Source organism: Solimonas fluminis, from assembly GCF_002930645.1.
GTDB lineage: Bacteria > Pseudomonadota > Gammaproteobacteria > Nevskiales > Nevskiaceae > Solimonas_A > Solimonas_A fluminis.
On record NZ_PSNW01000012.1, the window covers coordinates 23595 to 38316 of the forward strand.

General features: G+C 69.2%; 13 protein-coding genes. 7 read left to right on the forward strand and 6 right to left on the reverse strand.

Annotation, left to right across the window (positions count from 1 at the left end; translation table 11 throughout):
* Positions 1-50 precede the first annotated feature (50 nt).
* The 3 genes from C3942_RS22405 to C3942_RS17975 all read right to left on the reverse strand — a co-directional run bounded on the left by C3942_RS22405 (position 51) and on the right by C3942_RS17975 (position 1839).
* Positions 51-212 carry a hypothetical protein gene (locus C3942_RS22405; protein WP_165797519.1) on the reverse strand — a complete coding sequence of 54 codons (162 nt, stop codon included), beginning with the start codon at positions 210-212 and terminating at the stop codon, positions 51-53.
* Between the two features lie 181 nt (positions 213-393).
* Entirely contained in the window at positions 394-1188 is a 795-nt protein-coding gene (locus C3942_RS17970) for a DUF2182 domain-containing protein (protein ID WP_104231854.1), read from the reverse strand.
* Between the two features lie 15 nt (positions 1189-1203).
* Positions 1204-1839 carry a DUF1326 domain-containing protein gene (locus C3942_RS17975; RefSeq protein WP_104231749.1) on the reverse strand — a complete coding sequence of 212 codons (636 nt, stop codon included), beginning with the start codon at positions 1837-1839 and terminating at the stop codon, positions 1204-1206.
* Positions 1840-2106: 267 nt separating this feature from the next.
* On the opposite strand from C3942_RS17975, the gene C3942_RS17980 reads away from it, so the two are divergent.
* The gene (locus C3942_RS17980; RefSeq protein WP_104231750.1) at positions 2107-4452 is read left to right on the forward strand and encodes a DUF6351 family protein; all 2346 of its coding nucleotides are present in this window, start codon (positions 2107-2109) and stop codon (positions 4450-4452) included.
* A 53-nt stretch (positions 4453-4505) separates the two neighbouring features.
* On the opposite strand, the gene C3942_RS17985 is transcribed toward C3942_RS17980, so the two are convergent.
* Positions 4506-4745: a hypothetical protein gene (locus C3942_RS17985; protein ID WP_104231751.1), complete on the reverse strand. Its 240-nt coding sequence runs from the start codon at positions 4743-4745 to the stop codon at positions 4506-4508.
* On the opposite strand from C3942_RS17985, the gene C3942_RS17990 reads away from it, so the two are divergent.
* From C3942_RS17990 to C3942_RS18005, 4 genes are all read left to right on the forward strand, one after another.
* Positions 4723-5637, forward strand: a complete 915-nt coding sequence (locus C3942_RS17990) for a hypothetical protein (protein WP_133164352.1) — start codon at positions 4723-4725, stop codon at positions 5635-5637. The genes C3942_RS17985 and C3942_RS17990 overlap by 23 nt on opposite strands.
* A gap of 99 nt (positions 5638-5736) precedes the next feature.
* Positions 5737-6738, forward strand: coding sequence for a LysR family transcriptional regulator (locus C3942_RS17995; RefSeq protein WP_133164353.1), 1002 nt, complete (start codon positions 5737-5739; stop codon positions 6736-6738).
* 480 nt (positions 6739-7218) lie between these two features.
* Positions 7219-9000 (forward strand): serine hydrolase domain-containing protein, encoded by a 1782-nt coding sequence (locus tag C3942_RS18000; RefSeq protein WP_165797520.1) that lies wholly within the window; start codon positions 7219-7221, stop codon positions 8998-9000.
* A 61-nt stretch (positions 9001-9061) separates the two neighbouring features.
* The gene (locus C3942_RS18005; RefSeq protein ID WP_104231755.1) at positions 9062-10411 is read left to right on the forward strand and encodes an APC family permease; all 1350 of its coding nucleotides are present in this window, start codon (positions 9062-9064) and stop codon (positions 10409-10411) included.
* Between the two features lie 30 nt (positions 10412-10441).
* Here the strand turns inward: C3942_RS18005 and C3942_RS18010 are convergent, their stop codons facing one another.
* Positions 10442-11245, reverse strand: coding sequence for a class I SAM-dependent methyltransferase (locus tag C3942_RS18010; RefSeq protein ID WP_165797521.1), 804 nt, complete (start codon positions 11243-11245; stop codon positions 10442-10444).
* A gap of 344 nt (positions 11246-11589) precedes the next feature.
* On the opposite strand from C3942_RS18010, the gene C3942_RS18015 reads away from it, so the two are divergent.
* Together C3942_RS18015 and C3942_RS18020 are read left to right on the forward strand one after the other, a co-directional pair.
* Positions 11590-13209 carry an ABC-F family ATP-binding cassette domain-containing protein gene (locus C3942_RS18015; protein WP_104231757.1) on the forward strand — a complete coding sequence of 540 codons (1620 nt, stop codon included), beginning with the start codon at positions 11590-11592 and terminating at the stop codon, positions 13207-13209.
* Positions 13210-13273: 64 nt separating this feature from the next.
* The gene (locus C3942_RS18020; RefSeq protein WP_104231758.1) at positions 13274-14173 is read left to right on the forward strand and encodes a hypothetical protein; all 900 of its coding nucleotides are present in this window, start codon (positions 13274-13276) and stop codon (positions 14171-14173) included.
* Between the two features lie 4 nt (positions 14174-14177).
* Here C3942_RS18020 and C3942_RS18025 read toward each other — a convergent pair whose 3' ends face one another.
* Entirely contained in the window at positions 14178-14717 is a 540-nt protein-coding gene (locus C3942_RS18025; RefSeq protein ID WP_104231759.1) for a GNAT family N-acetyltransferase, read from the reverse strand.
* Between the last annotated feature and the right edge of the window lie 5 nt (positions 14718-14722).

Below are 14722 nucleotides of genomic sequence, written 5' to 3' on the forward strand. Positions count from 1 at the left end.
AGGCTTTTGTCTGCAGCGGCAATGGGTCTGGCCTGGCCCGGCGCAGCACCTCAGCTGGCCCACGGCCAGACCCGCTTCGCCAGTTCCAGCAGGGCCACGAGGGCGGACAGGATCCGTTCGCCCGATGCCTTGCGCGGCGCTTCGCCAGCCTGCGGGTGAATGATCGTCAGGCTGCCGATGTGGATGTGTACTGTTGGGGGTTGCTTCTGCATGCGGGCTCCGTGGATCGGGGATACCCGCACAGGCTAGCGCCGCGATCCGGCGACCAAGCCCCGAATGCTGCCGGAAAACGTCAGCATTCACGCCTCGGGGTGACGCCGCCGTGTGGCAGGCAGTCCCAGCCGGAAGAGCCGGCTGCTCCTTACCCGCGCCGCGTAGCGGAGCCCTCGACGCTCAGCCGGCGCCCAGCAGCAGCCAGGCCCCGCCCAGGAGCAGCAGCACGCCGCTGTAGCGGCTGCCCCGCGCGCCCAGCGGCGCCAGCTTCTCCGCCAGCACGTAGAGCGTGATGCCGCCGATCCACAGCAGGCTCATCACGCCGCCGGCAAACAGCAGCAGCATCAGCGCCCAGCAGCAGCCCACGCAGTAGAGGCCGTGATGGGCGCCCAGGCGCAGCGCGCCGCCCAGGCCGGGGCGCCAGTGGCGGGTCAGGAACTCGGCCGGCGAGCGGCAACTGTCGAGGCAGGTCTGTTTCAGCGGCGTGAGCTGGTAGAGCGCCGCCACGAACAGCAGCGCCGCGCTGAACGGCGCATGCGCGCTATCCATCATCGGCGACAGCAGCGCGGCCCGCGCCAGCAGGCCCTGCAGCAGGGTGGCCAGCAGGCTGAAGGCCGCCCAGGCCAGCAGGTAGCCCCCCATGAAGGCATAGGCGCGTGCCAGCGGCGCGCCGGCCGGATCGCTGCCGCGCAGGATGCGGACATACAGCAGGATCGTGGGCGCGGCGCTCGGCAGCATCATGCCGATCATCATCACCACCCACATGCCGAAGATCAGCAGGGCATACCGCAGGTCCCATTCCGCGGTCATCATCCAGGCGGACAAGCCGTCCATGGCGCCATACATGTCGCGGGACGCCAGGGCCAGGTAGAGCCAGCAGAGCGCCGAGGCGCCGGCCAGCCCGGCAAGCACGATGACGCGGTCACGCTTCAGCAGGACTTCGAGCGGGGAGTCGACCGCCGGGCTGGCCTGCATCACGCGGCGCGCCGGTCAGCGCACCAGTCCGTTCGTGCTCCAATGGACCTTGGCGATGTGCGCATGCGTGCCGTTGAACTCCAGCCGGATCTCTCCCTGGGTCCTGGCCGTGCCCGAGAGGAACTCCGCCTCGCTGTACTCGAAGCCGGTGGGCAGGCTCACGGTGGCCCGGTGCGGCGCACCGGTGATGGGATTGCGGATCGGCTCGGCATGCGCGTCGATCAGTCCCTGGATGCTGACCTGCGCCGTGCCGGCCTTCTGGTCGATCTTCAGGTCGATGGGCCTGTACTGCGTGGGCAGGGCGCTGCTCAACGTGGTGCTGAAGACCTGGGTGATCAGCGATCCGGGCTCGGTCTCCTTGCCATGCGCGATGGCCTCCAGCGCCGCACGCTGCCGGCCGTCGGCACGCTCGTCGATGATCGGCATCGCCCGGCCGTTGCCCAGGTGGATCGGCCCGGGCCACTCGTAGAAGCCGCCCCAGCGCAGGCCATCCAGCGACACGTCGCCGAAGTGGCCCTTGTCGATCTGGATGAAGACGAAGGCGCGGCAGTGGCCGTGCGAAGGCAGCGCGTTGAACTGGCAGGGACATCCGAGATTGCAGTTGCAATTGGATATCTGCATCCCCTGCATACGCCAATCGATGAAGGCCATGGCTTGCTCCCCGTAGCGACGCTGCCTCCAGACTGCGCCGAAAGCCGGGGCATTTCAATGTGGCTGCTAGCGAATCCCCCCTGCAGCGCGACCGCCGAAATCCGCCTGCTGGTATTTTTATTAATATAATTTTTCTCTTATTTTAAATAAATAAAAACAATCATTGGCGCGCCCTCCGGCCCGGCATAGACTCAGCGCATAACGAAACCGCCGCGCGCCAAAGAACGCCGGCAATGTGCTGGGGTATCACCCCGGGGGAGAGCTGTCTTGATCCGTTCCGCCTGTCGCCAGGTCCGCCGCGGCGTGTCCGCTGCATGGACCTTGTCCTTCGCCACCCTGCTGCTGGCCGCCTCGCTGGCCTCCTGCAGCCGCTCCGATCCCGCTTCCGGCGACACCCGCGAAGGCGGCGGCAACAACAGCGGCGCGATGGAACTGCGCGTGCTGTCCAACCGCCCGGACCTGATCTCCAGCGGCGATGCACTGCTGGAAGTGAAGCTGCCCGCGGACGCCGACGCCAGCCAGCTGAAGGTGACGGTGGCGGGCACCGACGCCAGCAGCGCCTTCGCGCGGCGCGCAGACGGCCGCGTGATCGGGTTGGTCAGCGGCATGGCCATCGGCCGCAACACGGTGAGCGCAAGCCTGCCCGGGCTGGGCACGGCCCGCCTCACGCTGACCAACCACCCGCACGGCGGGCCGGTGTTCGCCGGGCCGCAGCTGCAGCCCTGGACCTGCACCAACCCGGGTGCGGTGGACGCGCAGTGCAACCAGCCGCCCGAGTACGCCTTCTTCTACAAGTCCAGCACGCCGTTGATGAACGGCCTGCAGCCCTATGATCCGGAGAATCCGCCGGACGACGTGGCCAGCACCACCACGGACCAGGGCGTCACCGTGCCCTTCATCGTGCGCGTGGAGACCGGCTACCAGGACCGCGACCAGTACAAGATCGCCACGCTCTACCAGCCGGACCAGCCCTGGACTGCCACGGCGCCGCAGCCGCAGTTCAACCACAAGCTCGTGATCAATCACGGCTTCGCCTGCGGCATCGACTACCAGACCGGCTCGGCCCCCTCGGTGATCCCGGGCAGCGGCACCGACATTCCCGTGGTCGGCGGCCAGCTGCTGCCCTTCGGCCTGCCGGTGGAGGTGCTCAAGGACGCCACGGAACTGGCGCTGGGCAAGGGCTTCGCGGTGATGTCCACGGCGCTTGACCATGCCGGCCACAACTGCAACGTCGCCCTGCAGGCCGAATCGCTGGTGATGGCCAAGGAACGCGTGATCGAGCAGTACGGCGAGCTGCGCTACACCATCGGCCAGGGCTGCTCGGGCGGCTCGCTGACGCAGCAGCAGGTGGCCAACGCCTATCCCGGCATCTACCAGGGCATCCTGCCCACCTGCTCCTTCCCCGACGCCTGGAGCACGGCGACGCAGTTCCTGGACTACCACCTGACGCTGGCCTACTTCTTCGATCCCTCGAAGTGGGCACCCGGCGTGGTCTGGCTGCCCACGCAGATGGCCAATGTGCAGGATCATCTGGCCATCGTGAACTCGCAGGTGAGCGACAGCGCGCAGTTCCACGTGGCGGTGCCCACGCATGCCTGCGCGGGCGTCAGCGAGGAGCAGCGCTACCATCCGGAAACCAACCCTGGCGGCGTGCGCTGCAGCGTGCAGGACGCCGCCATCAACCTGCTGGGCCCGCGCCCGCCGGCGCTGTGGAGCCCGATGGAAAAGCAGATCGGCCGCGGCTTCGCCGGCTTCCCGCTCGACAATATCGGCGTGCAGTACGGCCTCAAGGCGCTGCAGCAGGGCTTGATCCTGCCGGCGCAGTTCGTGGACCTGAACGTGAAGATCGGCGCCGCCGACCAGGACGCCAACGTGATCCCCGAGCGCGTGGCCGCCGTGCAGCCGGCCCTGGCCAACGCCTACCGCAGCGGCATGATCAACCAGGGCAACAACATGGACCAGGTGGCGATCATCGACTGCCGCGGCCCGGACCCCGGCGCCTTCCACGACGCCTATCGCGCCTACGCCATGCGCGCGCGCCTGGACCGCGCCCACGGCCACCACGGCAACCAGCTGATCTGGGAAGGCCCGGTGCTGATCATGGGCGACAACTCCTGCGCCCAGAACAGCTTCGCCGCCATGGACCGCTGGCTGGCCGCGGTGGAGCAGGACAGCGGCAATGCGCCGCTGGCGCAGAAGATCGTCACCAACAAGCCGGCGGACCTGAAGGACGCCTGCTTCGACGGCGTCGGCCAGAAGCTGCTGGACCAGGTCTGCGGTCCACTGGTGGTGGGCATCTACGGCACGCCGCGCACCGGTGCCGGCGACGCCATCACCACCGACACCAACAAGTGCCAGCTCAAGCCGATGGACCGCAACGACAACTACGGCCTCTTCGGCTTCACCGACGAGCAGTGGGCGCAGCTGCAGGCCGTGTTCCCGGAGGGCGTCTGCGACTACAGCAAGCCCGGCGTCAGCCAGCAGCCGACGATCCCCTGGCAGCAGTACGGCACCGCGGACACGGTGATCTACGGCGGCAAGCCGATGTCCGCACCGCCCGCGAACTCGGGCCTGGGCTGGGCTTCTCCGGCCTTCCAGGTGTTCGCGCGGTAGGCCTGCTGCGGCAATGCAGCGCGGCTGGCCTGGAACCGGCCGCGCTGCAGCCGCTAAGGTCCCGGCCGCGCGAGGTCGGCTCCGCAGCGCGAGCAATGGCGCCGGGGAAAGGCTCCGAGGACCGGAATGCCGGAGACCCTGCCCTGCTCGCCCACCTGCGTGCGGCATTGCGGGCAGCGGATGCGGGAGAGGCGGATGGAGCCGAGGACCAGCCAGGCCAGCATCAGGCCTGCCACCACGCGCGACTGCGTCTTCACCAGGACCACGCCCATGATGAATCCGATGGCGGTCATCGAGATCATGCCATGGATGAAACGCGTCCTCGGGGATCGATGGGTTGCCGGTCGTTCATTGCTGGAAGCCTGCGGCTCGTGGCGTCCGATAGGCAAGCTCGCGAGGGTCGCGGCCGCCCGCGCCGCCTGGATCCGCCTGATTCGGTCGTCACGTTGCGTGCCGCGTCGAGGGCTGCAAAGGTCTCGTCACCGCCCGAAAGCCTTGCAGCACGTCACCATGGACTGCCCTTTTACCGATGACTCGCCGAAGCTCAGGCCTCTCTACCTGTCGGATCTGAACCGGCAGATTTCTCAGCATTACCCAAAGCACCCTGATGAGCGCGACAGTCCGGCACAGACGAAAGCCTGGCTCGCCTTTGTGCTTGGGTTCGCAATAACACTGGCGTCATTGCCATTCTTTCCCGCGTCGCTGGCGAAAATTGTCGCATTGTCGGGCTTGGCGCTGGAAACCCTGGCAGGCGTGTTCATCGTACTGTCCCAGGTTCGCTCCATGGATCGGGAGAAAATGAAGCAGGACTTTGCGGCGGAACTCGATGCCGATTACCAGGCCCAGACACGGGTCGTTGGCTGGATACGCAGCCACGGCCGTCAGGATATTTCCAACGGTCTACGGTTCGTAAAGAACCGACTGGGAACATTTTCAAGACGATCCGGCCTGCTGTTGGGCGGCATGGAGAAGCTGGGTGCACTACCCGTGCTTGTGGCTCTCTTCCTTCAGTTCCGCGACTTCGAGTTGGGATGGCCTCCGGGCATCAATTTCACCGAAGCGCTGCTTGGCTTCGTCATCCTCGTCCTGTACGTCGGCGGCCTGCTCGCACAGTCACTCAAGCTGAGACTGCATGTCTACGAATCATTGCTCGAAGAAGCGCTGTACCAGGAATCCGGTTCCTGAATCAGCAAAACCCTACACGCCGGGGTGGGTCAGCATTCACCGGTTCCCGGCTACACTGTAGGCCCGATCCAGACCGCCCTGACTTCGGCGGCCGCTCCCGTGACCACTTCCCGCCTTCCCCCGCTCAATGCCCTGCGTGCCTTCGAGGCCGTGGCGCGCCATCGCAGTTTCCGCAAGGCCGCCGACGAACTGTTCGTGACGCCGGCGGCGGTCACGCACCAGATCAAGGCTCTGGAGGAGCAACTGGGCGTGGAGCTGTTCCGCCGGCTGCCGCGCGGCGTGGAGCTGACGCCGGCCGCGGCGGCGGCGCTGCCCCTGTTCCAGCGCGCCTTCGAGCTGCTGACGCGAGGCGTGGGCGAGCTGCGCGACTACGGCCGCACGCCGCACCTGACGGTGAAGACCACGCCGACCTTCGCCTCGCGCTGGATCATGCCGCGCCTGCATCGCTTCCTGGCGGTGTACCAGGGAATCGACGTGCGCGTGCTGGCCAGCGGCAACATGATCCGGCCCACGGAGCGTCCGCCGGGTGCGGAGGAAGCGCCGGAGTCCGAGCCGGACCTGGACATCCGCTTCAGCAACGGCCGACCGGCCGGCGAGCACGTGGACCTGCTGTTCGCCGTGGATATCGTGCCCATGTGCCACCCGCGCCTGACCAGGCAGGGCGAGCACCCGCTGAAAACGGCCGCGGACCTGCGCTACCACGCGCTGCTGCATGGCGACACGCATATCGAGGACCGCACGCGCTCGGGCTGGGCGCAGTGGCTGCGCCATGCCGGGGTGACGGACGTGGACCCGCGGCGCGGCCTGCAGTTCGACCACTCCACGCTGGCGCTGGACGCGGCCACGGACGGCCTGGGCGTGACCCTGGCCACGCCGCTGTTCGCTTCGGACGAGCTGGCGCGCGGAGACCTGGTGGTGGCGATCCCGCAGGCGATCCGCCTGGACCGGGCGTACTACGCGATCACGGCCGCGGCATCGGTCAGCCGGCCAGAGGTGGTGGCCTTCCGCAAATGGCTGCTGGAGGAAGCCGCCCTGGACGCGAAGAATGCCCAGGGCGCGACGGAAAAAAAGAAAAGGCCGCGAGGGGGACTGCGGCCTTGAAGAATAGATCCCATGGCGGGATCTGGAGGAGATCGTTGCCGGGGTGCGCGGAGCCTTGGGGGGAAGGGCGGGCGCCGCGCACCGCGGCATGAAAAAGGTTTTCAGTTCAGTTGCTTGCCTCAGCGCGGCGGAGGTCCACAACGGTATCCGTGACTTCCAGGACGGCGACCGACATCAGGCTGGCGGCGACACTGGCGACGATGATCGTTGCAAACATGGGTACCTCCTTTTGCGCTCCAAGAAACTTCCGATGGGTGCAATTTACGGAAGCTGGTGCAGCGCAACAATTGATATGTTCTCGTGGGATCGTTTAGAAAAACTAAACATCCTCCCGCCCACCGCCAGCCACGCCATCCCCGCCGCTCGTCCAGCCGGCCTATCCCTGGCACCCCAGGGACGTTCACCATGCAGCGGTCGGCCGCTACGGGGCCGAACGAACGCCGCCCTGCGGCGTCCTGCCGATCGAACAAGGATGTCCCGATGCCGCTCATTCCCGCTGTCCGTTTCGCCGCCGCGCTGGCCCTGCTGACGACCATCAGCGCCTGTGGAGGCGGGGGCGGCGGCGGTGGAGAAGATCGCGCCGCAACGGCCGCCCCGGTGGTGCGCAGCTTCGCCGCCAATCCCACCAGCGTGCTACCTGGAACCGCCGCAACGCTGAGCTGGGACGCCGCCAACGTCACTTCAGTCCGCATCGAACCCGGCCTCGGTGAGCGGGCAGCACAGGGCAGCGCCACGGTCCGGCCGCTGCTGACCACCACCTACACCCTCACCGCCACCAACAGTGCCGGCACGCGCAGCGCGAGCGCGCAGGTGACGGTCACGGTGCTGCCGGCCGCTCGCGTCGACAGTTTCACGGCCAATCCCGCGGCGGTCGCGGAAGGCGGCAGCAGCGAGTTGCAATGGACCACCTCCGACGCAACGCTGGTCAGCATCGACAACGGCGTAGGGCCGGTCCCCGCTGACGGCAGCCTGACACTGAGCCCGGCCACCACCACCACCTACCGCCTCACGGCCACCGGCCTGGGCGGCAGCGACAGCCGCGAGGTGACGGTGACCGTGCTGCCGCCGCCGGCGATCACGAGCTTCGGCCTCAGCCTGGCCTCGGTGCAGGCGGGCGAACCGGCCACGCTGAGCTGGGCCACCCGCGAGACGACGGAGGTCCGCATCGAACCCGGCCTGGGCGCACAGCCCGCCAGCGGCAGCCTCAGCGTGTCGCCGACGGCGACCACCACCTATCGGCTGACCGCGACCGGCCCCGGCGGCGTGCGCACGGCGGAAGCCACGCTGAAGGTGGTCAGCTACGATTGGACGGAGCTGTCGGCCGCGCTGGACAGTTACCTGGGCAGCGGCGAAGGCCAGGTGGACGGCTACATCTTCGCGCTGGAGATCCGTGGGCGCACGGTGTTCGAGCGCGCCGGCGGCAACCTGCGCAAGGGCATGAGGATCCCCATCGCCTCGGCCAGCAAGGCCCCCTCGGCCGCCGCCATCCTGGCGCTGGCCGACCAGGGCCTGCTGGACCTGGACGCGCCGGTCTCCACCTACATCGGCAGCGCCATCTCGTGGCCGTTGGACAAGGCGACGATCACGACGCGCATGCTGCTCAACCACAGCTCCGGACTGCCCTTCGGCTCGGCCTGCCTGGAAGACGACACCACCACGCTGCAGGCCTGTGCGCAGGAGATCGCGAACCTGCCGCTCAACTTCCCGCCGGGCGCGGCCTTCTTCTACAGCGGTGCCGGTTACCAGCTCGCCGGCTTCGTCGCCCAGCAGGCCGCGGGCATTCCCTGGACGCAGCTCTTCCAGCAGCGCATCGGCACGCCGCTGGGCCTCGCCGGCTTCAGCTACGTGGGCAACGACAATCCCCGCATCGGCGGCGGCGCGCTGTCGGACACGTCCGACTACCTGCGCATCACGCGCATGTTCCTCGACGGCGGCCGCGCGGGCGACGCCACCGTGCTGTCCGAACAGAGCGCGGCCAGCGTCACCGGCAGCCAGATCGGCGCCCGGCCGGTGCTGTTCAAGCCGGTGGCGCCGGACAGCGGGCTGGACGGCTACAGCAACGGCTGGTGGATTTCCGCGGCGGATGCGCATCCGGGCAGCGCCGGGCCGGAACTGAGCGATCCCGGCCTGTTCGGCGCCACGCCGTGGATGGACTTCGACAAGGACTACAGCGCCGCGCTGTGGATGGTGGAAGGCACCGACACCGGCGTGGACATGTGGCGGGCGATCCGCCCGCTGATCCTGGAGCAGATCGACCAGTAGGACTCGCCGCCGCGGGCGGGCACCGGGTTAACATGGGCCCGTCTCCACTGCCGCCACTGCCATGAGCGACCGCCTGATCCGCGGCCTGGGTTTCGTCGATGCCGCCGCCATCGTGGTGGGCTCCATGATCGGCACCGGCGTGTTCCTGAAGAGCGCCATCATGGCCCAGCAGGTCGGCTCGCCGCCCTGGGTGCTGCTGGCCTGGGTGCTGGCGGGGCTGCTGTCGCTGGCCGGCGCGCTGAGCTATGCCGAGCTGGGCGCCATGTTCCCGCGCGCCGGCGGCGAGTACGTCTACCTGCGCGAGGCCTATGGCGACCTCACCGCCTTCCTCAACGGCTGGACGCGCTTCTGGATCGCCGGCCCCGGCACCATCGCCGCCTACGGCGTGGGCGCCGCCACCTTCCTGGAAGGGGCGCTGCCGCTGCATTTCATCGGCGGCAAGGCCGGAACGGGGATCGCCTTCGTGCTGTTCTTCACCGCGCTCAACTGCCTGCAGGTGACCGTGGGCGGGCGTGTCCAGTCCTTCGTCACCGGCGTGAAGCTGCTGCTGATGCTGGGCCTGATCGTGGGCGTGCTGTTCTTCAGCCCGCAGGCGGACACCGCCCACCTCGGCCAGGGCAGTTCCGCGCACGCCTTCACGCTCTCCGGGCTGGGCCTGGCGATGCTCGCCGCGCTCTGGGCCTATGACGGCTGGAACAACCTGCCGATGGCCGCAGGCGAGGTGAAGCAGCCGGAAAGGAACGTGCCGCTGTCCCTGATCCTGGGCGTGCTGCTGGTGATGGTGGTGTATTGCCTGATCAACCTCGGCTACTTCCTGGCGCTGCCGCTGCAGGAGGTTCTCGGCGCCAATTCCAGCATGAACCCCGGTGCCCTGCCGGTGGCCACCAAGGCGGCGATGACCTTCATGGGCGCGGCCGCGGTGGGCGTCGTCTCCATCGCCTTCGTCATCTCCGCGCTGGGCGCCATGAACGGCTCGGTGCTCAGCAACGCGCGCGTGCCCTACGCGATGGCGCAGGACGGACTGTTCTTCCGCCCGCTGGGGCGGCTGAGCGCGCGCACGCGCGTGCCGGTGGTGTCGATCCTGGTGCAGGCCGTGATCGCCTGCGTGATGGCGGCGCTGGGCAGCTTCGACCAGCTCACCAACTACGTGGTGTTCTCCTCCTGGATCTTCTACGCCCTGGTCTGCGCCGCGGTGATCGTCATGCGGCGGCGGCGCCCGGACCTAGCGCGCCCCTACCGCGTGCTGGGCTATCCCTGGGTCCCGCTGCTGTTCGTGGCGGTGTCGGTGCTGCTGATCGCCAACACGCTGTGGACCATGCCGGCGGACAGCGCCATCGGGCTGGCCCTGATCGCGGCGGGAGTGCCGGTGTTCTACGCGATGCGGCCGTCCTGGAAAAAGGCCGGCGGGTAGGAGTGCTTCCGCGCGCCGGGCGCGCGGCGTTCAGGCCCGCAGCGCCCGCGTGATCAGGTACTCGCGGCCCCAGCGGATCTTGCCGTCGGCCGCGGCGCGGTACCCGGCGAGGTAGTCGAGCATGTCGCGCCGGAAAGCCTGCAGCGCGTCCCCCTGCAGCGCGGAGACGGCACGCACCGTCGGGCCGTATCGCGTGGAGAACAGATTCCAGATGTCCTCCGGCGAATCGCCGAACTGCGGGCAATCGCCATGGACGAAGGCGGGCTCGCCGAAAGCACTGCCCAGCAACTCCCGCACCTTTGCCGGGTCGCCCCAGTTGAAAGGGCTGGCGACTCCCGGCGGCGGCGGCACGTGCCGGTTGGTGATGCGGAACCATCCCGCCAGGCCGCCCTCGGGCGTCCAGGCCAGGAACACCACGCGTCCGCCGGGCCGGGTGACGCGCGCCAGTTCCGCGGCCACCCGGGGCTGGTCCGGCGCGAACATGTGGCCGCAGGTGGACAGCACGACGTCGATGGCTCCGTCCGGCAGCGGCAGCGATTCCGCATCGCCCTCGCGAAAGTCGATGTCCCCGTAGCCCTCTGCCCGTGCCTTGTCACGGGCGATATCGAGGAGTTCCGGCGTCAGGTCCACCGCGGTCACCTGGGCGCCGCGTTCGCGTGCGGCGATGGCGGTGATGCCGGTGCCGGTAGCCAGGTCCAGCACGCGTTCCCCCGGCCGGATGCGGGCCACGCGCAGCGTCTGGTCGGTGGAGACCGTGAGTCCGTCCGCGATGCGGTCGTACTCGCCCAGCGCCCAGGTGGCGCGCTGCTTCTTCTTGAGTTCGCTGTAATCCATGGCCTTGCCTCCCCGATGCTCCCTGGACCGCGATGCCTGCCGCAGGCATCCCCTGGCGCAGTGTGCGCCTCCGGCAGCGGCCGTGCAGGGGGCCACAGGGCAGGCGTCACAAAAAAGGGCGCTTTGCTCTGCGCGGCCCGCTACGGCGCCGGCAGCCCGCGCCGTCATCCGCCGCCGGTCGGATACCACTGTCAGGTCCAGGGCGCCTGCCCTAGAATTTCGCCTTCTTCCATCCGCCGGAGCTTTCGTCCGATGCGCCAGTAACGCCCGCCGTCCCCGCGACGGCCTGCTTCCGTCCCGCAAGGTATCGCGGGGAAGTCTCAGGCGTTATTCCTGGAGTGCGCATGACGAATCCCGTCTCCCTGACGCTGCAAGGCGTTTGCTTTCATCTGCCCGACGGCCGGGCGCTGTTCTCCAACCTCAACGAAAGCTTCGATGGGCGACGCACGGGCCTGGTCGGTCGCAATGGCGTCGGCAAGAGCGTGCTGGCGCGCATCCTGGCCGGCGGACTGGAGCCCAGCGCCGGCCGCTGCCTGCGCAGCGGCCGCGTGCACTACCTGGGACAGCAGCCCGCAGCGCTGCCGGGCCAGTCCGTGGGCAGCCTCGCAGGCCTGGACCGGATCATCGCGGCCCTGGAGCGCATCGAGGGCGGCAGCGCGCGCGAGGAGGATTTCGATGCCGTGGGCGAGCGCTGGGATGTGCGCGAGCGCCTGCATCGGGCGCTGTCCGCCGCTGGCCTGGAACACCTGAGGCAGGATACGCCGGCCGCACGTCTCAGCGGCGGCGAGGCGATGCGCGTGGCCCTGGCCGGAGCCTTCCTCAGCGGTGCGGAGATGCTGATCCTGGACGAGCCCAGCAACCACCTGGACCGCGAGCAGCGGCGCGGCCTGCTGGCGCAGTTGCAGGGCTGGGGCGGCGGCCTGATCGTGGTCAGCCATGACCGCGAGTTGCTGGAACCCATGGAACGCATCGTGGAGTTGTCTTCCCTGGGCCTGCGGGGCTACGGCGGAGGCTACTCCCTCCATGCGGAGGCGCGGGCGCGCGAGCGTGAACAGGCGCAGGCGCTGCTGGAGCAGCGCAAGGCGCAGCGGCGGCGCCAGGAGCGCGCGCTGGCCGAACAGCGCGAGCGCCTGGAACACCGGCTGGCGCGCGGCGCGCAGCAGGCCGCGCAAGCCAACCAGGCGCCGATCCTGCTGGGCCGGCAGAGGGATCGCAGCCAGGCCAGCAGCGGGCGCCTGCGCGCCCGCCAGGAAGAGGCGCGCGAGGCACTGTCGCAACGCGTGCGCGAAGCCGCAGCGCAGGTGGCGGAGGAGGTCCCGGTCGTGCTGTTCGCCCCCGACGCCTTTGCCGCCCCGGCCTGCGTGGCGGAGCTGGACGACATCCGGCTGCCCCATCTGCGCGGCCCGCTGCGGGAGGTGTCGCTCAAGCTGCTGCGCGGCCAGCGCGTCGCGCTGACAGGACCCAACGGCTGCGGAAAATCCACGCTGCTGAAGGTCTTGGCCGGCCACCGGCCAACGCAGGCCGGGCGGCGCGTCCTGCAGGTGGAGGCGGCCTACCTGGACCAGCATTTTTCCACGCTGGATGCACGCGCCTCCCTGCTGGAACAGATGCTGGCCGACAATCCGCGGCAATCCGAGGGCGAGTTGCGGACGCGCCTGGCCCTGCTGGGCCTCGACGCGGACCGGGTGCGGCAGCCCAGCGCCTCGCTCAGCGGCGGCGAGCGCATGAAGGCCTCGCTGGCACGCCTGCTCTATGCCGAGCGCCCCAGCCGCCTGCTGTTGCTGGACGAGCCCGGCAACCACCTGGACCTGCCCGCGCTGCAGGCGCTGGAAGCGATGCTGCGCCAGTATCCCGGCACCCTGGTGGTGGTCTCGCACGACGAGGCTTTCCTGCGGAGACTGGGGCTGACGCAGCGGCTGGAGGCCACGGCCTGCGGCTGGAGCTTGTCGGACTGGGCGGAATAGGCGTTCGTCACGAGGGATTCAAGCGCCGCCGCTAGCCTGGGGGGCTTTCCGTCGGGGAACCTCCATGACTCTGTCGCTGCGCCTGTCCAGCCTGGCTCTGCTGCTCACCCTCGCCGCCTGCTCGAGTGGCAGCGAAGCGGATGGCGGCGCCCTGCGGGAATTCCGGATCGACGCGCCGGCGCTGACCGAATCCTCGGGGCTGGCGCGCTCGCAGCGGGAGGCAGGCCTGTATTGGAGCCACAACGACAGCGGCGGCCCCGCCGCAGCCTATGCCTTCGACGAGAGCGGCCGCCTGCGCGGCAGCCTGGTACTCAGCGGCGCGATCAATCTCGACTGGGAGGACATGAGTTCCTTCAGCGAGGATGGCGCGCCGCGACTGCTGCTGGCGGACGTGGGCGACAACGGCGCCATCCGCCCGCTGCTGACGCTCCATGTCGCCGAGGAGCCCGCTCTGCCGGCCGGTGCGACCGCGGAGCTGCGCGCGGCAGCGCTGCGCACGATTCTGATGGCTTACCCGGATGGTCCGCGCGACTGCGAGTCCGTGACGGTGGATGCGCAGGAAGGCTTCATCTACCTGCTGAGCAAGCGCGACGCGGTGCCGCGCCTGTACCGCGTGCCGTTGCAACCGGTGCTGCCGCTGGTGATCGCCGAGGCACTGGGCGAGATCGCGATCCCGCGCGCGCCGGCCGGAGCCCAGAACCCGGAGGCCATCAACTGGGTGACGGGGATGGACTTCGACCCCTCCGGTACCCGCCTGGCGCTGGTGACGCTGACCCGTGCCTATGTCTACGAGCGCCGCACCGGCCAGGCCTGGGCCGAGGCGCTGCAGCAATCGCCGCGTGCGCTGGACCTGCCGGACTATCCGCAGATCGAGGCAGTGACCTGGACCGCGGACGGCAAGGCGCTGCTGATCAGCTCCGAAGGCAGCCCGACGCCGGCGGCGCGCATCCCGGTGGGGCGCTGAGGGCTCACCAGACTTCCAGCGGCCGCCAGTCCACGCTGAGCGAAGCATGCAGGTCCAGCGCCGCCGGAGTACGCGGCAGGCGGTGGATCATCACGCGCTCCTCCGGCGTGGCGACCTCCACGCCCTCCGGGCTGCGGAAGGACAGCGGACCCTGCCAGGCTTCCCAGCCGAGACGGCGGTAGAACCCCTCCACCGACGGCGACAGCACCGCGATGTCGTAGCCGGCGAGCAGCGGGATCATCCGCGAAAGCACCCGGCTGCCGTGGCCCCTGCCCTGCCGCGCGGGCAAGGTGGCAATGGCCTCGACGTAGGCGCTGCGCAGCGTGTCGAATCCCCCGGCACGCAGTTCGCGCTCCACCCAGGCACCGTGGCTTACGAGTTCGCCGCCGGCGTGGAGCAGCAGGTGCGTGGCAGGCCCCAGCATCTCGAGGTAGGCGGAGAAATCTTCATCGTAGGCGGCGGAACACAGGGCCAGGATCTGCCGGCGCTGCACCGGGCCGAGTTCGCCGCTGGCGATGACCTCGAGGACGGGTTCTGCTGTCATGTCCG